At 36.6% G+C, this 20,598-nt stretch carries 19 protein-coding genes and 1 tRNA gene; 3 read left to right on the top strand and 17 right to left on the bottom strand.

What is annotated here, in order from left to right; genetic code table 11:
• Positions 1-25: 25 nt before the first annotated feature.
• The 9 genes from HN014_RS10585 to HN014_RS10545 form a co-directional block, all read right to left on the bottom strand.
• Entirely contained in the window at positions 26-424 is a 399-nt protein-coding gene (locus tag HN014_RS10585; RefSeq protein WP_254884130.1) for a hypothetical protein, read from the bottom strand.
• 10 nt (positions 425-434) lie between these two features.
• Complete coding sequence (locus HN014_RS10580; RefSeq protein ID WP_176028846.1) at positions 435-3,311, bottom strand: hypothetical protein; 2,877 nt, start codon at positions 3,309-3,311, stop codon at positions 435-437.
• A 776-nt stretch (positions 3,312-4,087) separates the two neighbouring features.
• On the bottom strand, positions 4,088-4,417 hold the full coding sequence (locus HN014_RS10575) for a hypothetical protein (protein ID WP_176028845.1): 330 nt from the start codon (positions 4,415-4,417) through the stop codon (positions 4,088-4,090).
• 97 nt (positions 4,418-4,514) lie between these two features.
• Complete coding sequence (locus HN014_RS10570; RefSeq protein ID WP_176028844.1) at positions 4,515-5,126, bottom strand: C2H2-type zinc finger protein; 612 nt, start codon at positions 5,124-5,126, stop codon at positions 4,515-4,517.
• Positions 5,127-5,622: 496 nt separating this feature from the next.
• Positions 5,623-5,919 (bottom strand): hypothetical protein, encoded by a 297-nt coding sequence (locus tag HN014_RS10565; protein ID WP_176028843.1) that lies wholly within the window; start codon positions 5,917-5,919, stop codon positions 5,623-5,625.
• Positions 5,916-6,401 carry a hypothetical protein gene (locus HN014_RS10560; RefSeq protein WP_176028842.1) on the bottom strand — a complete coding sequence of 162 codons (486 nt, stop codon included), beginning with the start codon at positions 6,399-6,401 and terminating at the stop codon, positions 5,916-5,918. Before HN014_RS10560 ends, HN014_RS10565 begins: the two co-directional genes overlap by 4 nt.
• A gap of 20 nt (positions 6,402-6,421) precedes the next feature.
• Positions 6,422-7,597, bottom strand: a complete 1,176-nt coding sequence (locus HN014_RS10555) for a hypothetical protein (RefSeq protein WP_176028841.1) — start codon at positions 7,595-7,597, stop codon at positions 6,422-6,424.
• Positions 7,598-7,795: 198 nt separating this feature from the next.
• Positions 7,796-7,936 (bottom strand): hypothetical protein, encoded by a 141-nt coding sequence (locus HN014_RS10550; protein ID WP_176028840.1) that lies wholly within the window; start codon positions 7,934-7,936, stop codon positions 7,796-7,798.
• Between the two features lie 40 nt (positions 7,937-7,976).
• Complete coding sequence (locus tag HN014_RS10545; protein ID WP_176028839.1) at positions 7,977-8,237, bottom strand: HD domain-containing protein; 261 nt, start codon at positions 8,235-8,237, stop codon at positions 7,977-7,979.
• Between the two features lie 356 nt (positions 8,238-8,593).
• Between HN014_RS10545 and HN014_RS10540 the strand changes: the two genes are divergently transcribed.
• The 3 genes from HN014_RS10540 to HN014_RS22790 all read left to right on the top strand — a co-directional run bounded on the left by HN014_RS10540 (position 8,594) and on the right by HN014_RS22790 (position 12,184).
• Complete coding sequence (locus HN014_RS10540; protein ID WP_176028838.1) at positions 8,594-9,307, top strand: hypothetical protein; 714 nt, start codon at positions 8,594-8,596, stop codon at positions 9,305-9,307.
• Between the two features lie 125 nt (positions 9,308-9,432).
• Positions 9,433-10,188, top strand: a complete 756-nt coding sequence (locus HN014_RS10535) for a hypothetical protein (protein ID WP_176028837.1) — start codon at positions 9,433-9,435, stop codon at positions 10,186-10,188.
• 439 nt (positions 10,189-10,627) lie between these two features.
• A complete protein-coding gene (locus HN014_RS22790; protein ID WP_368660076.1) occupies positions 10,628-12,184 on the top strand; it encodes a recombinase family protein in 1,557 nt (518 codons plus the stop codon).
• Here HN014_RS22790 and HN014_RS10520 read toward each other — a convergent pair.
• From HN014_RS10520 to HN014_RS10485, 8 genes are all read right to left on the bottom strand, one after another.
• Positions 12,138-12,211, bottom strand: a tRNA-Arg gene (locus HN014_RS10520). The genes HN014_RS22790 and HN014_RS10520 overlap by 47 nt on opposite strands.
• A gap of 34 nt (positions 12,212-12,245) precedes the next feature.
• Positions 12,246-12,695 carry a GatB/YqeY domain-containing protein gene (locus HN014_RS10515; RefSeq protein WP_176028836.1) on the bottom strand — a complete coding sequence of 150 codons (450 nt, stop codon included), beginning with the start codon at positions 12,693-12,695 and terminating at the stop codon, positions 12,246-12,248.
• A gap of 108 nt (positions 12,696-12,803) precedes the next feature.
• Positions 12,804-14,804: a cell division protein FtsZ gene (gene ftsZ / locus HN014_RS10510; RefSeq protein WP_176028835.1), complete on the bottom strand. Its 2,001-nt coding sequence runs from the start codon at positions 14,802-14,804 to the stop codon at positions 12,804-12,806.
• Positions 14,805-14,855: 51 nt separating this feature from the next.
• A complete protein-coding gene (gene ftsA / locus HN014_RS10505) occupies positions 14,856-16,214 on the bottom strand; it encodes a cell division protein FtsA (RefSeq protein WP_176028834.1) in 1,359 nt (452 codons plus the stop codon).
• A gap of 7 nt (positions 16,215-16,221) precedes the next feature.
• Positions 16,222-16,938 (bottom strand): cell division protein FtsQ/DivIB, encoded by a 717-nt coding sequence (locus HN014_RS10500; protein WP_176028833.1) that lies wholly within the window; start codon positions 16,936-16,938, stop codon positions 16,222-16,224.
• A complete protein-coding gene (gene murC / locus HN014_RS10495) occupies positions 16,935-18,281 on the bottom strand; it encodes a UDP-N-acetylmuramate--L-alanine ligase (protein ID WP_176028832.1) in 1,347 nt (448 codons plus the stop codon). Before murC ends, HN014_RS10500 begins: the two co-directional genes overlap by 4 nt.
• Before the next feature lie 11 nt (positions 18,282-18,292).
• Entirely contained in the window at positions 18,293-19,396 is a 1,104-nt protein-coding gene (murG, locus tag HN014_RS10490; protein WP_176028831.1) for an undecaprenyldiphospho-muramoylpentapeptide beta-N-acetylglucosaminyltransferase, read from the bottom strand.
• Positions 19,393-20,592 carry an FtsW/RodA/SpoVE family cell cycle protein gene (locus tag HN014_RS10485; protein WP_176028830.1) on the bottom strand — a complete coding sequence of 400 codons (1,200 nt, stop codon included), beginning with the start codon at positions 20,590-20,592 and terminating at the stop codon, positions 19,393-19,395. The genes murG and HN014_RS10485 overlap by 4 nt, the downstream gene beginning before the upstream one ends.
• Positions 20,593-20,598 lie beyond the last annotated feature (6 nt).

Here is a 20,598-nt window from a genome sequence, read left to right as displayed (position 1 = left end):
TTTGGTATAACACATTGCCTGCGAATTAGGCTACTATGTTTGTTGTTAATGCTTCCAGGTAGGTTCTTAGCGTTACCTCACTGTACAATTGAATTGCTTCCTTTTGAGCCATTGCCCCAAACATCAAAGAATGTCCAGGCAGGGTCATATCAATACCATCCCAATTTTGCTGTAGCCTCCACAGGGCAGAAACCATCCTATCGTGATAAAATAGAAAAGAGGCAATCTCATCAAGGCTATGACCTCCCACATACGGTGTTTCCAAATATTCTTCAATAAGGGTTGTTGGGGATTCTCCTTCAGCCATAGAACGTTCAATAAGCTCATGTAAATAAATGTATATCCCTGCTTCGTGATCATCATAACTCTCAAAGGGTACAGGGTTACTGACCATGTATAGGATTGCCTGTTGTTTGTCTGGCATTAACTGGTTGTTATAAAATATCATGTTCGTTTTCGATTTTAAGTTTGTCTATCAGGATTTCTAAAGGGGTTTTTATATTCGACTTTATCCGTGCCCACAAATCTTCAAATGTGTTTACAACCACATCTAAACGTATAGCTTCTTTTCGGGTAGGGGCAATAGCGGTATTGGTGGGATTGCGTTTTCGCCCCCTGATAAGCACCAGCATGGTTTTTGCCACTGCTCCTTGTTTGTTATACAGGGTAAATCCATTTAAGTTGATCACATCATCAACCCGATAATGCATATAGAGCCAATTGAAAAAAGGACGGGATTTGGCAATAAAACCCCGGTCATCAAAGTAGATATGCCCCATTAAAATTAAGGCTGCCTTCCCACTATCTTTTAACGTACCAAGTGCCAATCCCGACATTACATGTTCTAATCGTAAGCGGTTTTTATCTAACCGTCGATAGTTGTTAAAATACTGCCTTACAATTCTCTTTTTATCAAAACTATCCGCATCCCAACTACCGAAGGGGGGATTGGTAACCATAACATCAAAAGAACGGGTAAGTTGTTTTGTAAAAGGTGTTGCTGCGTTGATATGAGTTATTGTTGCAAATCCTTGTTGTTCCAGGGAACTCCTACGGTTTTTATCTACCTCGTTGACATGGGTTTTCTTTGGGTCTGCACCTAACACCAATAATCCATTTCCGGCACTGGGTTCAAAAACGCAAGCTGCTGTTGACATAGCAGTATATTCTGCTATCATGGCTCCGATAGGACATGGAGTTGAATACTGTTTGTAGAGTTCTTTACTACTATCAGAATACTCATAACTTGGCTGTACATTATTCCAAAAAGCGATCATTGTCTTTAACCTGCTCATAAATGAACCTGGTTGATGATACAGGTTTTTATACCATAGAAGCCAGCTAAGTTCTACTGCCTCCCATAGCATCCCTTTATTGGGAACTTCTGCCTGATCTTGTATAGCTTCTATCTTTTTGAGGCTAAGATGCCTACCCTCCATATAATGATCATGCATAATAGCAATAACTTTATCCATATAATCTGAAGTTGGGGTAGCCTTGACATTTTCTTTTTGATCAGCAAAATACTCCTCTAGTAAAATGCGTACAGCCTTTCCAATAGACCTGTCAGGATAGTCTTCTATCATTTTTTGCTCAAAAAGTCCCTGCATCATGTAGATACGAAAGGCCTTTATAGTCTCCGACTCTATAGTGTAACCGTGAGCTTCTGCACGCCCTACCATCTCTACAAACAATTCGTCGAGAAACACTCTGTGTTCAAGGGCAACTAATAGTTCTAAAGCTCTGGATTCATTTTGTAAGACAGCAATACGCTCCGCTCTATGCGCCTTACTCTGCCTGCTCTTTGCGTCTTGTTTCTCTTCTAGTACCTTAATTTCTTTGGTAAGAATGTTAATCCAATGAGTATATTCTTTTTCAATCTTTTTGATCAACTTCTCCTGAATATACCTGTGACGTAATTCAAGTTTTACAATGGAAATAGTATTTCTAAATGCATCCTTTCCATTAAAGGGCATAGGGAAGCCCTGTGTTTTAAATTGTTTACGAATATGAGCTGCCCGCTCTAAAGGGATAGGTTCATAGGGTTTTTCAGTATCCCATTTTTGATATTGAAAGAGATCTACATCAGAGCTGTCTTTTTTAGTCTGTTGCGCCTCTTCTTTTGGTATTAAAACCGAAGGTGTTGTATTAGGGGGATTTTTTTGTTTTCCGTCAGAAGGTGTATCCGGTAAAGCCGCCTGACGTTTTTTAAGCACTTTACTGGCTTTGGGACGGTTTATTTTTTTCCAGTTCAACCCTTTTTCTTCTGCAAAGGTTTTGATCGCTTCTAATGCTGAATAGAGAAAAGTATCGTAAGAGTGATACGGCTTTTTGCTTTCCAGGATACTGACCTTAATTTCTAAAACGATTTCTTTTAAGGCTTGTACTAATGCTTTTTGATACGAAGGATAAAAAGAATCTCTATCACCTGCTTTTATAATACATCGCTTTTTAGGGGCAAGGGTTGACCCATGATCTACTCCAAAATAAAACTGACCTTTCTCATTTTTTCTAATCGTTACCCTGGCTGTATAGTTAGCTTTTTCAGGAAAAGGAATTTCTATGATTTCCACCTTAGTATGAGATGGGGCAGGCAGCATTAAGATTTTTGGGGGTATTGCCTTTGGTTTGTTTTGCTTCCCTGTTTTGTTACCCTGTTGTTCTTTGGTCTTTTCTTGATCTGTAGCACCCCTCTTATCCGTGGTATTGGGTGGAAGCGTATCTTTTGGTGCAGTCTGTTGCGTATATACTTGGTGATGATTGGTCAACGACTTCTCTTGAGAGGTTTCCTTTGTTTCAGATATTGATGCTGTAGGTACTTCTACCTCTATACTATGTCCTTCTCTAAATAAATCTTTTGCTTTGCTTCGGTCTTCACGTGGTGTTGCGGTCGCTTCTTTAAAATCTTCTCCATAGGTACGTTTGCCATATTGCTCTGCAATCATAGTAGCAATGGAACGTCTTGGATCAAAAATGACTTTTTCCTCCCAGGTACTACCTCCATTGTCTAAAAAATGAATTCTGGCAATGGAGAAATGCCCGTTTGAAATAGTTTGAAGCTGCGAAGGATACGAAGGCTGAATAGTAATAGTGTCATATGCCTTTCCCTGGCTAAGGTACTTTTCCAGAGTATGTGCAAATTCAATATAGGTTTTTGCCAAAAGTGCATGAAACACATTGGGGACACCTGCATTATGAACAAAGCCTAATCGCCTCAAATAGCTGCGCAATGCTTGAGGAACTTCCTGCTTAAATCGCAAATGGATTTTTCTTACTTCCTTATGAATCGTTATATCGATGTAATTTCCCATAAATACTACACTGGTTTGTAATTCAGATTTCGTACCTGTGGATTTTTGAAAGTGGCGTTTTTTAACTCCCGTTTTTCAAACGCTGATTCAGCGTTTTTTAAATGCCGTTTTTTAACTCCTGATTCAGCGTTTAATAAAATGGCAGTTAAGAATTTGTAAACTACCGTTTAACTCAGTGCTGAACGTGTTAAACGCCATTTTGTAAAATGCTAATTCAGCGTTTTATAAATTGCTGATTCAGCATTTTTTAAATACCATTTTTTAACTCCTGATGCAGTGTTTTAAAAATGGCGTTTGTGACATAGGAGTTTCAAAAATCATCGTACCGAAATACAGTATGGAAAGTTCTTCTTTTTTGGAAGTCACTTTGTGGCTCTTATATGAGCAGAGAAAATCGTATAAATGTATAGATATATAACAGAATCTTTTTAAATAAAAAGTCTCCTGTAATACGATAAAGGGAAAGACCATACCACCTCATTAAAAACCAAGGATATAAAAGGTCTTTCAGTGTCAAATATACTAAGAGTTTTGATAGTGTTTTAAAAAAAATACTAGCAAAAGGTACGTGGCTGGTTATAGGAATCCCGGCATAATTGCTTTAATTGCAGTAACCATCAAATCTCTCATTTTATACCCCCCAATAATTCAAAATGTAAAAAGGGTACGAAATTAATTATTGAAGGGTATAAAATAAAAGAGCTTTTGAAGGCAAACATTGAGGGGTTCTGTCAATGATTTGTAATATGTATGTTGACATCAATGTAGTCGTTTTTTTAGCCTGTATATCCTATATCTGTAATGATATAAGCAGGGATAATACCAACATCTTCCATTTTCCATTTCCTGTGTTCTACAGTCCAGAAATGTTCTTGCTGTATCCACTCAAAAACACATCTACGAATATTTTTATACATAAAATATTCATGAGGTCTACATGAAAAAGTGTTATTGTCTTTACATTTCTTTAGAAAATCCATTACATCAATGGTATCGGTGACATCGGGAAGTGTTGGATAATTCCAGGGTACTTTTTTTAAACGGCGTTCCCCGGCGCCATAGAGAGATGTTTCACTCCATTGCAGCGTTACATTAATCAAATTCATTGGTTGTGTGTAATATTTATGGTTACTACGTTTTTACTTATTGTTTTCTCTCCAGGGGTGAATTCTTGCCAATAGCCTGATATGACAGGGAGATTTATTATTGATCTGACCATAATTGTTGATATTTTTGATATGCTTCATAATTCTTTTTTTCCCAGTCTCCGTAATTTTCCGGATTCCATTGATTCTGTTTCTTATGAGCTGATATATGCCCGTTAAGTTGTTTGGTATCAGCGAAGGTTTTTCTACATTGCGGGCAGGTAAAAGGTTTCGCCTGAAAATCGATACCTGCCTCCATCACCTTTTGTATTGCAATCGCTTTTTTTGATGCTTCTTTAGAAACATCAGTCTGATCATTAGATTTGTCTTTTTTTAAAAATAAATGAGTGAGCGCATAAAGAGTCGCTGATAAATTCACTGATATTAGTAGCCCACTCCAAACACTACCAGGAAAGTAGAGATATACCAGGTTATGTGCCAGGGTTGAAAAAAAGTATGCAAAGGCTGTATAAAGCCAGCCTTTTCTGGTAAATATTAAAATAGCAGTATCCACACCGATAGCATAAGCCATGGCAAACCAAGTGTTTTCATAGCGGCTATGGCTCTCAAATACATATACTGTATGTGCGATCTGTGGCATTAACAATAGCAGAATCACAATAGTACCTGCGAGATTATCATTATCTTTAAAGATTCCTTTTATGTACATTTAAGTTGACAACTTTTTGTTTCCTTGTTTTATGTTTTTTAGCAAATATTTAACACACTTAGTATTAGTATACTTTCTTCTGATTCTAAGACTACTACACGCTTAATCTAGCGGGGACAGATCTAATCCCACAGGCTATCTCTGGCTTTCTATACCCTGCTGTTTCAAGTTTTTTTAAATTCAGGTAATTCCCTATAGCTATGTAAGTAGCGATACGCTTTTTCTCGCAGGGAAACCAGCGTAATATCCAGCCTGATATTTTGTAATGAAACAATATAGATTTGAAAACATATCCAGAGATGGTATCTCAAGCTACAGACTCGCTAAAGGTTTACCAAGACTCATCTGGTATGATCTGCCAACATGCTTATCCAGTGCATCATTAAAACAGATATTCCTATCCGGACAAAAGAGTGTAGCGACTGAGTTTTTTGTGAGTTTATCAATATTCATATATAACGGTTTTTATAATTTTGGTGTGTTATAATCACAAAGTCTACTGCTTGGTTATAGGGACTTCTGCACCTTTGTAATATTTGGCTACTAAGGTATCTGTCGGTCTGTGAAAGATTAAGATAGTTCTGGCCTTATCACCCCAATTATGAATGAGTTTGCGGTAGCGACTAAACCCAATATGGTAATTTTTAGTAGCAGATCGTTCATTTTTCCAATCTCTGGAATAAAAACTTCTTTTTCCTCCATCCTGGAAATATACCCGCATTACATACAAAGAATCTTTTTTGAAATATTGTTTTTTGGGTTTGCTGCTGACTTTACTGCTTTTCTTTCTCATAAGGTGAAATATTTGATAAGTGTTTTTAACGCAATAGATTGAGTGACTTTATTCCCATATACAGCCAGTATTCTTACCTGGCTTTGTTGTGCTAAAAAACAGATGTGAAATTCTGTAGAATCATCACCATGACTTGCTTTTAGATCATCCATAAACCGCAGTATCTTTTCAACAATCTTATATTCCAAACCAGTCAGTTGGGAACTACCACTAAAGAGTTCTATGAGTTCTCCAACAGTGACCTCCCGAACAACTTTTCCATCTTTATGGACATAGGTTTTAATAGTTCCCGGCTGTTTAAACATTCTGACAATGATTTGATCAGAAGGAATTCCCGTATTTTCAGATAACTTTTTAAAATAAGAAATCACATTACGGGTGACACTTTTTTCATACCCAAACACATCGGCATGAAGATGTGCTATTGCATGTTTTAGTTTTTGCTTTAAAGACAGGTTTTTTTGATTTGTTTGTCGTTTCATTGATTGACTTTTTTGATAAATTAGAGTTGTACAATGTTTTGAGCTGCTTTTTCAAAACGGTTTAACAGGATAGGGTCTGCTAGCTTTGAGATATTTTGCCAGCACTCCTTATACACGGTAATACGTGGTCGTCCCTCTGCGGTATCTTTCTGCTCATTGCGTTTAAATTTTTGGATTTGATTACGAAGGATCAGCTCCAGACTCAAGGTCTTTCGATATTCTTTTTGTTTTTTGTACCAGGGTTTTGTTCCTGTAAATCCATGGGGGTTGTCAGGATCAAAATAAAGGGAAGGCAGCTGTACATATCTCTTTTCAGGATCTCGAGCAATGTACTTTTGTACCATTTCAATACGCTGGCAGTAGATTTTATGCACCTTTTCCAGCTTTTGATTGGCTACAGGACTGTACCATTTATATAGTAATGATATAGCACTGTTATATTGGCTCTGGGTCAAATAGGTGTCATTATAGAGTTTTTCCCGGGCCAGTTTCCATAGTTTTTCGGCATACTCCAGCAGGAAAGTGTGGCGGGATGGGACGGTTTGCCAATCGCTTAAGATATTTTTTATCCCTTCTGGTTTGCTAAAAGTTAAACCATCGGACGATGCTTTGCCCCTTATCCCGCCAGCCTCTTTCAACTGTGTTACAGGGTCTTTCAACTGTGTGTAGCTTGTAACATCTAAAAAGCCCGTTCGCCCTAGCGAACACCTTTTAGGTTGCCTATCGCTGCTCAAGGCTTTGGCCAAGGCGGTAATGCTATTGTTTTTGAACTTATCAACAGCTATTAGTATATTATTCTTTTTTCCAGTAGAGTTTCTAGTATCTCTATGAGGACATTTTGTCAAATTATCTTTTTTAATGTATTGATTGTTAGTGGTTTGTGTTTTTATTGGATTTTCTTCCATTTTAGAAGATTTTGGAGTTATCAACCCATTTATCCACAAGATTTTAGGGTTTATCCACAACTCATAATTAGAACGGGAACCATGCCATACTTTACGGGTAATGATCTTAGCTTGTTGTAACCTATCGATATGACGTTGAATCGTTCTTGAGCTTAGTTTGGTGATTTTAGAAAGCTGAATGTTATTAGCCCGTAAAGAGGGTAAATTCTCTGCTGAGATATCAGCCTGTTTATTAGTCTTTAATAAAGCCCTGCCATAGACCCGTACAATCTCTTTTGCCGTATGTAGCATAGAACCTCGTAAAGGATGTCTGTCTGAGGGGCAAGAAGTATTATACGAATCTACATAATTGTCTAAGCGCTCCAGGCAAATGGAATAATTAAGTAACATAAATTGATTTCGTTTTTTAATTGATGGTATAGCTCGCCATACATTCCAATAGCATAGCAGAATGTTTCCGGATTATTTTTTTAATACAACCTTGGATATCTAGCCGGAAGAAGCAATAACAACTTTAAAGACAACTAGCGGCTCTTTGGGAGTTCCATAGCTCTCCCGCCTTCGGATACGTCCTTTGATTATGTTAAGAACTTCTTTGGCTTTTTGATTTCTGATCGTTCTGATTTTCATGTATTTATTTGATGATTGATAAATGACCCGTAACCTTATATTAGTCTTTTTGGATGATTCGTTTGTATTTTAATGTGAGTTGCTGCTGACGCTGCTGATGCTTCTCAATAACATCCAGGCAGATTTCAAATAAGTGTGCTGTATTAGCTGGTTTAATGGGATCTCTGCGTAAAAATCGTTGTATAGTGGTTCTTGATAAATTAGTGTGAGATTCCAGGACTTTGATAGGATCGTGCACAAGATCGTGTAAGGTTGCAATGGTCTTTGCAATATGCTGCTCAGTATACATAGCATCATTCATTTAAATTTAACATTTTTTGTTTCCTTATTCAGGTTGCTTTATTTTGAGGGGGGAGTTTACCAAAAATGGTATCAGGATGTAGTCTAAACCGGGTCAGTTATAGGTCTTTTTTAATTCAATTATTATTTTTTTATAATTTTTTTTATTAATTTTGAACTATAATTAAAAAAGGACGGCTTCATTTTTTTACAGGTAGCCTGCTATAACTGATGTAAATAACTACATGTCAAAGTTATATAAATATTTTTTATAAATCATATTTAAAAATAACTTTTTTTATTCAAAAACAATATTTAAAAACATAAATAACTAATAATCAATATGTTGTATTGATTGTTTTTTCTGATAAATAAGCAATGAAAGATAACCCCATTTTATATTGTATAGACAAACAATTTTTAAAAGCGATTGAGAAAATCCGAAGAATATATTCTTTAAACGACCTTAAACGCCTTAGTGACGCAGGTATAGGAAAAGAAATATACGGGAGTAATGCACATGTAGTTACTCAGGTAAGAGAAGGAGTTAAGCACTTACCGCATTTAGCAATGGTAAATTTTGCAAGATATTTTAATATCCCGATGGAATATTTCTATGACGAATCTATTGAGTTGGATTTCACTATAGAACAAGGAGACATTCATACCTCCCGGATTCACAAAAAAGAGATCGAGGTATTAATAGCTGAAAAAACACAAGAGTTTTTAGAACAAAACAAAGCAAACCAAAACTTTCAGCACACCACGGTAAAAAAAGCATTATTGGAACTTCAACAGGATTTAGCTGTTGAATTAAGCAGTGTCACCTTTATTAAAATACAAAATAACGCTGTACAAACCATTAATTTAGCTTTACAAGCTTTTAAACAAAGCATACTGGCTTTATCTTCTGTGGTTTTAAAACCTACCGGACAAGTTTCTGAATTCATATCTAATGACAAAATCACCCTTTACAAAGAACTCTTACAATCCAACCAGGTAGCTTTAAAAGCTAAAGACAGTGAAAATGAAACCTTAAAAAAATACATCAAATCCCTGGAAAAACAACTAGACAATAATCTGCTGCCCTAAGGTTTGTAATAAAGTAAACACTTGTTTCGTTGGAGTACTATTGAAATAAAAATTTAACAAGAATTACCTTACTGTAACTTGTTTTTACTATATTAGCTGCTCATTATAAGTAAAATACCTAATAAATGACAGTAGAAAACAAAATAGATTATGACATCTACGATATTCTATTAAATGAAAGGCAGTTCGAATTGCGACCTCAAAAAACAATTAGCTCCCGAAGGCTTCACAACTGGCGTAAGATTGGGCTTTTGGAAGACAATAGAGAATTTTCAGGCTCAGGTAATGTTAATTACTTTAGTCCTGTTGATTTAGTTTGGATCAGTATTATTATTGATTTAAAAAACTTACAGGTAGCTGGAGAAAAGATAAAAAATGCTCAAAAAGGACTTTTTACTCCGGTTAAAGCAGGAAATAACAAAATGTATCCGGCATTGCAATATTTTATGACTCATATTTTTGAGACCAATACAGCCGTCTATATGATCTTAAACGATACTCAGGAGTTGCTTATCTTAGATGATAAGCAATACTTTAAAAATCTTAAACAAGGTATCATTGAGAATCACATCTGTATTTATTTAAACAAACAAATCCGAGATACACTGCATGATATATATACCTATCCTGATTTCAAAGATTTTAAAGGATTAAGTTCTAAAGAAATACAGGTATTGAATATTATTCGAAGTAAAGCTTATAAATACATTAAAATCACTTCCAGCAATGGAGAAATGACCAGATTGGAAGGTACTCAGCGAATCAACAAAGAAAAGTCTTTAGCTAAGATTTTAAAAAGTGGGGATTATCAGGATTTGGAAATCAAGCAGCACAGCGGAAAGGTGGTATGGATCGACAGAACAGTCAGAAAAAAGCTGTAAGCCCTCTTTTAAAAAAAAAGTTCTAAAAAGAATATGTCTTAAGAGGTAGGTATAATATCAGAAAACACCCCATGACATATCCCAAACCTCTGGCTTTTAATAGCACTGCTTAAAAAAAACAGAAGCTTCTTTCTAAAAAAAAAAAAAAAAAAAAACAATCGAAAAAGCCCATTTATTAAAGTCAGTAGCCTATAAAAGCAAGAGTAGCCAGTAATCAGAGGTGGACAACACCCGGAGATACAGACCCGCGTGCATGACTGTTAAAAAATCAGAATACCGCGACTTGTAAATACTAAATGTTATCAATTCAGCATTGTAGAAAAAAATTAGAAAAAAACGGAAAAAAATACACAGATAAGCAAATCTTAGAAATAAGAAGGAAAATCTACACACTTATTGATGTGCAGTTACATCACCTAAAACAAACAAATGAAGACACATGAAAAACATTGTTTTATACACCAGGGTATCAACCGATGATCAGGCAGACCACGGGTTTAGTCTTCCGTATCAAAAGGAGATCCTATACAGGTATTGTCAAGCCAAAGAGTATAATATATTGAAACACTTCCAGGAGGATTATTCTGCTAAAACATTCGATCGACCTGATTGGAATATGCTTCTTAAATATTGTAGAGCCAATCGAAAACAAGTTGATCAAATTCTTTTTACCAAGTGGGATCGTTTCTCCAGAAACACAGGAGAAGCCTATCAGGTAATTGATCTGTTGCGAAGAATAGGAATCAAGGTAAATGCTATTGAGCAACCACTGGATCTTGACCAACCGGACAATAAGATTATGCTTGCTGTTTATTTAGCGGTTCCTGAGGTCGAGAATGACAAGATATCGATTCGTACTACAGAAGGGTCAAGAAAAGCAAACAAAGGAGGGTGCTGGACTTCTACGGCTCCTATAGGATATAAAAATCAAAGAACCGAGCAAGGAAAGGCTTCCTTGATTCCGTCGGAAAAGGCACATCTTGTCAGAGAAGCCTTTGAGATGATGACCACCGGAAGACCTGCTGATCAAGTTAGAAAAACAATGTACAAAAAAGGACTGAAAATTTCCCGGTCAAGATTTCATGTTCTTATTAGAAACAAGGTGTATATCGGAAAGGTAAAAGTTCCTGCCTATAAAGATGAAGATGAGTTTTATGCAGAAGGACTGCATCAGGGAATAGTTTCTGAGGTGCTTTTCAACAAAGTTCAGGACATTCTTAATAAAAGAAAACGAAAGACAAAAAAATGGTCTGCAAAAGATGAAAATCTACCCTTAAGAGGTCATATAATATGCTCAAGGTGTGGTAGACCGTTAACAGGTAGCAAGTCTAAGGGTAAAATGGGGGTATATTATCATTATTACCATTGTAGAAACGGGTGCAAAGAACGCCTGAGAGCAAAAGATGCCCATGACATGTTTGACCGTCTTTTAAAGCAGGTGACAATTGATGAAAGTATTAGCGAGCTGTATTGCGATGCCGCTAAAGAAAAACTGGGGGCAAACCAAAGAGTAAGAACCGGAAAAATGAACAAAATAAGAGAAGAAATTACCGCTTTAAAGGAGACCATAGAAAAAGCAGAAGATAGCTTATTTGAAGGAAGATTAGACCCGAATACTTTTGACAGAAGCAAAGCCAGATATATTAAAAGAATAGCAGATTTAGAATTTGAATATTCGGAACTAAAAAATCTAAAAAAGGGATATATGAAACAAATTCAAGGAGCATTAGAATTCCTTGAAAAGCTTGATAAGCTCTACTATAAAGCGAACTGGGAAGGAAAACAGGAAATTTTGAGTTCGATTTTTGACAAAAAGCTGATTTTTGAAAAAAACAAGTGTCGAACTCTTGAGCCCGATCCTTTTTTTGAAAGCATTGGACTAAAAACCAGTGATTTAGAAAACAAAAAAACAGGACAAACATTGGATTTATCAACGTTGTCCTGTCCAGTGACCCAGGGAGGATTCGAACCCCCAACCCTCAGAGCCGAAATCTGATATTCTATCCAGTTGAACTACTGGGCCATTTTATAAAAAGATAATTCCTAATTCGGATCTCTTATACTAATTTTTGTTTAACGATAGTAGAGATTGTTTTTCCATCCGCTTTTCCGGCAAGCTTAGCACTTGCGGCTCCCATTACTTTCCCCATATCTTTCATTCCTGCTGCTCCCGTAGCAGCAATTACTTCTACTACGACTTTTTCGATTTCTTCTTCACTCAATTGTTCTGGCAAGAATTGCTCTATAACTTTTGCCTGCGCTAATTCTGGTTCAGCAAGATCTTCTCTTCCCTGCTCTGTAAAAATAGCTGCACTATCTTTTCGTTGCTTTACTAATTTCTGCAATAATTTTAATTCCTGATCTTCTGATAGCTCCTCTTTTGCTCCACTTTCTGTCTGCGCTAGCAAAATAGCAGATTTTATAGCACGCAACGATGTTAACGCATTACTATCTTTTGCTTTCATAGCTTCCTTCATTGCGGTCATCACTTCCTGCTGTAAACTCATTAATTCTAAGATTTAAAATTACTGTATTATTTAGGATTGCGAAGATAAAAAATAAACCGATAATCTCTATACGGATTATCGGTTTTTATCTACAATCTATTATTTTATTTAATCTACATTGTCGTGAAGAAAAGAATTATTTCTTCTTAACTGAATATCGTCATTGCTATCCGTTCCTAAAGAGGTTCTGGATAATTCAGAAGCATCCGGTTTAGAATTTACATCAATCCCTGCTCTTTTATATGCTGGTTCTTTCTCTATATCATCAATGTTTGCTACATTATTTCTGAACTTATAGTTAAACTCCTTCATCTTTGCTCTTCGTTCTGCTGCTCTTGCTTTTAATGTTTCGGAGATAGGCTGATTTACCGGATCTACTTCTCCTTGCTCTTCCGGTTCTGCAGGGGGTACTGTTTTCTTTTCGAAAATAAGCTCCTCTTCTACAGTTTCTTCTTCTTTTACGGGCTTAGCATCAGTAAGTCGTTTCTCTTCTTCCATATAATCCTCCAGACTATACTTCAATACTTCTCCATCTTTATTTTCACTTACCGGAATTACTTCAATAGGCTCATTTACTTCCATATCCATAATATCATCCGTAAGATCAAAAACAATTGGTTTTTCTTCCTCCACTTCTTTTTCTGCCACAAAAGATTCTTCCGAAATTATCTGTTTCGCGTTTACCTCTTCTTGTGGTGGAGCGGCGTTCGTAGAACTTGGCATATCAAAAGCTAATGTAAACTGATCTGCTCCTTCATTCGTTCCTGCTCCTACTTCATCTGCATCATTTACTTCGATCTGATTCAGAATATCCTGTGCATTAATAATCACAAAATCTTCTTCTGCTTCTGAAAAAGCACTTACTTCTTCACTCTCTACATTAATATTTTTTATAAAATCTGTTGTTGGTATCAACAAGGATTTTTCCTCCTCTTCTTCATCAATCAACTGGTGTTTTATAACCGGTGGGTCTTGCACTGGTTTTTCTTCTACAGGAGTAGTTACTGGAATTGCAGTTGTCGTACTAGTCGATTTTGGTGTAAGATCCTGAGGTGTTGCCTTTTGTTCGTCCTCCAATGTATGAATGATCTTCTTTGTTTCTGTATTGACAATTTCATCCTGCTGTTCTATATCAAATCCAGTGGCTATAATTGTTACAGAAATAGCATCTTCTAAGGACTCATCTTCTCCAACTCCCATAATGATATTTGCTCCATGTCCTGCTTCTTGCTGGATATGATCATTGATTTCTCCTATCTCATCAATAGTAATTTCTTCTTTCCCGGATACGATTAACAGCAATACGTTTTTTGCTCCTGTAATTTTATTGTCATTCAGTAATGGAGAATCTAATGCTTTTACAATAGCATCATTAGCTCGGTTAGCACCAGAGGCATTAGCAGACCCCATTATTGCTGTACCGCTATTGCTAAGCACTGTTTTTGCATCACGCAAGTCAATATTTTGCGTATAATGATGTGTTATTACTTCTGCAATTCCTCTAGAAGCAGTTGATAATACTTCATCAGCTTTAGAGAATCCTCCTTTAAATCCGAGGTTTCCATACACCTCTCTTAGTTTGTTGTTATTTATAACAATTAAGGAATCTACATGTGCTCTTAATTTTTCTACTCCTAACTGAGCTTGCTGGTTACGCATACGACCTTCGAACTGAAAAGGTATGGTTACAATCCCTACCGTTAGAATATCTAATTCTTTTGCCATTTTAGCAATAACCGGAGCAGCTCCTGTTCCTGTTCCTCCTCCCATTCCTGCTGTGATAAATACCATTTTTGTATTGGTATCCAACATTCTCTTAATCTCTTCAAAACTCTCTACTGCTGCCTGCTCTCCTACTTCGGGATTTGCTCCCGCTCCTAACCCTTCTGTCAAAGATACTCCCAATTGTATCTTATTAGGGATAGGGCTATTTTCTAATGCTTGCGCATCTGTATTACATATTACAAAATCAACCCCTTTGATGCCTTGCTGAAACATATGATTGATGGCATTACTACCACCTCCTCCTACTCCAATCACTTTTATCACATTCGACTGATTTTTAGGTAAATCAAATGAAATATTCCCGAACTCCTCATTACTACTCATAATAAATTTGCTAATTTTCTAGTTCTCTCTTTTTCTTAAATATCGTTATAATTATTCGGCATTATCCAAAAAATCTTTGAATTTTTCCGTCCATTTCTCTAATATATTCTTCCGAGGCTTCACTTCCTCTTCCTTATAATTCTCTTCTTTTTCTACAGCATACTCTTCAGTATTATCTGGTGTCATTTCTTCAGTTTTCTGCTGTACCTCTACTTCTACTTTTTGAGTCTTTTTATTTCTTTCTATATGTGCCAATCCATCCATCACAAGCCCAACAGCTGTTGCATACATAGGACTAGTAGTTTCTGAATCGCTATTCCCTGCCAGATGCTCATTAGGATACCCAATTCTCGTATCCATTCCGGTTATATACTCTACTAATTGCTTTAGATGTCTTAACTGAGATCCTCCCCCTGTTAGTACTATTCCGGCAATTAATTTTTTCTTAGGAGATTCATATCCGTAATTTTTAATTTCTAAAAACACCTGTTCCACAATCTCTACCACTCTGGCATGTATGATTTTGGAAAGGTTTTTTAATGTAATCTCCTTAGGTTCTCTACCTCGTAATCCCGGTATAGAAACAATCTCATTGTCTTTATTCTCTCCCGGCCAGGCAGATCCAAACTTAATCTTTAGTAATTCTGCTTGTTTTTCTATGATAGAACACCCTTCTTTTATATCCTCTGTTATTACATTTCCTCCAAAAGGAATTACAGCGGTATGACGAATGATTCCATCTTTAAAAATGGCTAAATCAGTAGTTCCTCCTCCTATATCAATCAAAGCTACTCCTGCTTCTTTTTCTTCCTGACTGAGTACTGCATCCGCAGATGCTAATGGTTCTAAGGTTACATCTGATAACTCTAACCCGGAATTCTTAACACATCTTCCTATATTGCGAATGGAGGTTACCTGTCCGACAACCACATGAAAGTTCGCTTCTAACCTTCCTCCAAACATCCCTACGGGTTCCTTTATCTCTGCCTGACCATCTACTTTGTACTCCTGTGGTAATACATGTAATATTTCTTCACCTGGTAACATCACCAGTTTATGTACCTGATTACACAGCATATCGATATCCCTTTCATCAATCACTTCATCAGCTGTTGTTCTGGTAATATAATCACTGTGTTGCAAGCTTCTAATATGTTGTCCTGCAATCCCTACAGTTACTTTTTCTATTTTATGCCCCGAAATTCCTTCTGCTTCCTGCACCGCTTGCTGAATAGACTGGATTGTTTGTGTAATATTATTTACCACTCCTCTATGTACTCCCAGGCTTTTTGATTTTCCAACTCCCAAAACCTCCATTTTGCCATATTCATTATACCGCCCGACCATAGCAACAATTTTTGTTGTTCCTATATCTAATCCTACCGCTATTTCGTTTGATTCTCTATCCATATTGGTATTATTTTTTTGTACACACTACCTGATTCCTAAACTGCAAGCTAATTGTCCTATATTCTTTAAGGTTTTTATCTTTAATCGCTTTCTTATAAAAAGCTTTAAAATTACTGACCTTACTTTTTAAATTCTCAGCCTTACCAAAATTCACTTTAAACGCATACACACGAAATCCAAGTTCATAATTTCCCTGTCTGTTTCTATACACACTTACCACATGCTTTTTCAGAAATTCATCTTCTCTGATTTCTTTTAAAAGCGGAAATATTTCTGAAACTTCTCTTTCAGAAACATTATACACTAATGGCACATGTGCCGAATAATTATTCGACAAGGGCATTATTTCACCTTTCGTGTCAACATAAAAAGGCGTAACCGCATCTACCCTAGCAATAGGGGTGCGTTGCCTTATACTTACTTTAAGTTTCCCATCTACAGACAGATACACGTCTGAATTTTGAATCATTTCGTGTTGATCCAATTGTTTTTCTACCTTATTCAAAGCTAAAATTTCTTTCCCTACGCTCGTAGCCCGATTCTGATTTTGTATTAACAATTTATTAACCATGGTTTCATTTACATACGGACTCTGTTCTTCGATAAATTCTACCTTAATTTCTTCAATTTTTCTTTCGTGATTTCTAGCTGTTGTAAAAGCATACAACAACACTATTAACAAAAAAAGAACCCCAAATTTTATGTAACCCAATAGCTTTTTCATGCTAATAACGCTTCTCTAATCTTCACCACTTCTTCTCCTATATCGCCAGCTCCTACAGTAAGAATAACTTCTGCATCACTTGATAAAATATCAGCGACTAAATTTTCCTTTACGACCATTTTTTTATCTTCCATATCAATCATTTCCAGAAGCCACTGACTTGTTATTCCTGCAATCGGCAATTCTCTGGCAGGATATATATCTAACATAAACACTGTATCAAACTTACTGAGACTCGCCGCAAATTCTACTCCAAAATCTTGCGTCCTGCTAAACAGGTGTGGTTGAAACACTGCCAACACTTTTTTATCAGGATGCATTTGTCTCACTGCTTGATGTAAAGCTGTTATTTCTGTCGGGTGATGCGCATAGTCATCTATATATATTTTTTCTTTTGTCTTTACCTGATAACTAAACCTTCTTTTCACTCCCTTGAAAGAAGATAAAGCCTTTGCCAGCAATTTGGTTGGGGAGCCATAAAGCATTGCCATGGCAAAGGCTGTAATAGCATTCAACAGGTTATGTTCACCAGGCAAATCAAATCTTAAATCTGCAATTATTTCTTCTGGTGTCTTTAAGTCAAAAACATATGACCCATTTTCTATTTTTATGTTTTTTATACAATAATCTGCATCATCTTCAATACCAAGAGTCATGCCGCCTAATACTAGTCCATTTTTGACCAACAAATGGTCTTTTGCCCGTGATGAAAACTCCACAAATGAGGCATCCAGAGCATCTGACTGCCCATAAATATCCAGATGATCAGCATCCATTGAAGTAACTGCTGCTATATCCGGATACAATTGCAGAAATGATCTATCAAATTCATCTGCTTCCACCACAACAACCTCATCTCCTTCGAGAATCAAATTAGAGTTATAGTTTTCACTAATCCCTCCTAAAAAGGCAGTCACCTTCGCTCCACTTTCTTTTAACAAATGTCCTAAAATAGCTGTAGTGGTTGTCTTCCCATGTGTTCCCGCAACCGCCAAGGTATATTTCCCTTTGGTAATAATCCCTAGCACTTCTGCTCTCTTTTTTATCAGAAAACCTTGACTCTCAAAATAAGTAAGCTCTGAATGATCTGATGGAATTGCAGGAGTATACACTACCAATGTCTCTTCCTTATCCAAAAAACCTTCTGCAATATGCGCTACATCATCATCAAAATGAATTTCAATTCCCAATGCTTTTAGATCTTCTGTAATCTGACTTGGTGTTTTATCATACCCTGCTACATTTTTTCCTGAGAAATTAAAATAACGAGCCAAAGCACTCATTCCAATACCTCCTATCCCAACAAAATACACATTCTTTATATCTTCAATATGCTGATCCATCTATCTCTTTTCTATTTGTCAGATTGCATTAATTTTTCCACTTCGTCTACGATATCTGATGTAGCATTAGGCAATGCTAATTTTTTAATTGCATGTGTTAATTTAATTTTCATTGCTTCCAATTCTAACAATTGCATAATTCGCTTTTGAAAAAATTCTTCCAGTTCACTTTCTTTTAAAACCTTTGCTCCTTCTTTATCAGCTATAGCTTGTGCATTTTTGGTCTGATGATCCTCTGCTACATTAGGAGAAGGAATAAACAAAACTGGTTTCCCTACAATACAAAGCTCAGACACCGAACCTGCTCCTGATCTGGATATAATAGCATCTGCTGCGGCATATGCCAGATCCATTGTATCTAAAAATTCATGTACCTGAATCCCTTTTCTTTTGGAGTGTACCTTATACTCCTCATAATACAGTTTTCCACATTGCCATAGCAGCTGCACTCCTTTCTCTTCAAAAAAGTCGAGATTAGCAGCAATCAGCTCATTAATTCTTCTAGCTCCTAAACTCCCCCCAAGGATCAACACTGTTTTCTTTTCATCATCCAATCCATACTTAGTAATGGCGGTTTCCTTTTTTGTATCAATCTTCAACAAATCCTGACGTACAGGATTTCCTGTTTTTATTATTTTTTCTTCAGGAAAGTATGCCCCTAGCCCATCATAAGCAACACATATTTTATCTACTGTTTTTGACAACCACTTATTAGTAATCCCAGGAATCGAATTTTGTTCCTGGACTACGGTTTTAATCCCCGCACTACTCGCCATCTTCACAATAGGACCACTAGCAAACCCCCCAGTACCAATCACCACATCTGGATTAAAACTTTTGAGTATTTTTTTTGATCTCCACAAACTACTTAGCAGCTTAAAGGGAAATAACAAATTACTAATCGTTAGTTTTCGCTGAATTCCACTAATCCATAAACCTTCAATTTCATACCCTGCTTCCGGAACCTTGGTCATCTCCATTCTATCTTTAGCACCTACAAATAAGATCTTTGCTTCTGGATATCTTTTTTTAAATTCATTCGCGATAGCGATAGCAGGAAAAATATGTCCTCCTGTCCCCCCACCGGATAATATGATTCGTGGTTGTTCATTCATACTGCTTCTCTCAGAACCTCTACCGGGTCTTCTTCTTTATTTTTTATTTCTTTTTCAATTACGGCTTCTCTTTTTCTACTCACACTCAACACAATCCCTATAGCCAGGCAAGTCATCCATATAGATGTTCCTCCACTACTAACCAAAGGCAATGTCTGTCCGGTAACCGGAAATAACTCTACAGCTACCGCCATATTAATAATTGCCTGAAAAACTATCGGAAGCCCCACTCCTATCACTAGCAATGTACCAAATACTTCTTCGCACTTATGAGCCACAATTACCAATCTCATCAATAACAAGATATACAATGACATCAAAAACACTCCTCCTAACAGCCCCCACTCTTCAATGATGATTGCATAAATAAAATCCGAAGATGATTGTGGCAAAAAATTTCTTTGCACACTCTTCCCTGGTCCTTTTCCTATAACTCCTCCTCTGGCGATGGCTATTTTCGCTCTTTCTATCTGATAATCTTCTTGCGTATCTTTATTATCTGCAAAATTCTCCACCCTGCTTATCCAGGTATCTACCCTATTCGGAAACATCCCCGGAAATGCTTTTGCGGTCAACACAAAAAAGGCGAGTGCTACAACTCCTGTTCCTATGATTATCATCAAATATCGGATAGGGTACCCCCCTAAAAACACCAACATAACGACCATTGAAAAGATAATAGCCGTTGTAGAAAAATTTGCTGGAAGAATCAACATCAAAACAACAAATACCGGTAACCAAAGTGGCAATAAAGTCTCTTTAAACGTGATCTTTTTCCCTTTTATTTTTGACAAATATCTGGCTACATAGGCTAACAGCACTACAGCCGCCAATGTGGATGTCTGAAAAGTGACCCCCACAAACGGAATTTTAATCCATCTACTCGCATTCGCACCTCCTATAGTTGTATTTTGCGCCATCGTCAACAATAACAACACAATAACTACAGGTATCATAATAATAGATAACCCTTTAAAATAATGATACGGCACTTTATGGACTGCATAAATAATCCCAAATCCCAGCATCAAATGTGCGAAATGCTTCACTAGGTAGGTAAACGTATCTCCGTTCCCATATAAATATGCCAAATTACTACTAGCACTATATACCGGCAAGAAAGAGAATAGTGCCAATAGCGCCGCTACTGCCCATATTGCTCTATCACCTTTTATATTTGCCATTATTTTTGTCATATTCCT

It is taken from the genome of Aquimarina sp. TRL1 (assembly GCF_013365535.1).
Lineage (GTDB): Bacteria > Bacteroidota > Bacteroidia > Flavobacteriales > Flavobacteriaceae > Aquimarina > Aquimarina hainanensis.
Note: the sequence above shows the minus strand (reverse complement) of the source record. Positions and strands in the feature narration are given on the sequence as shown.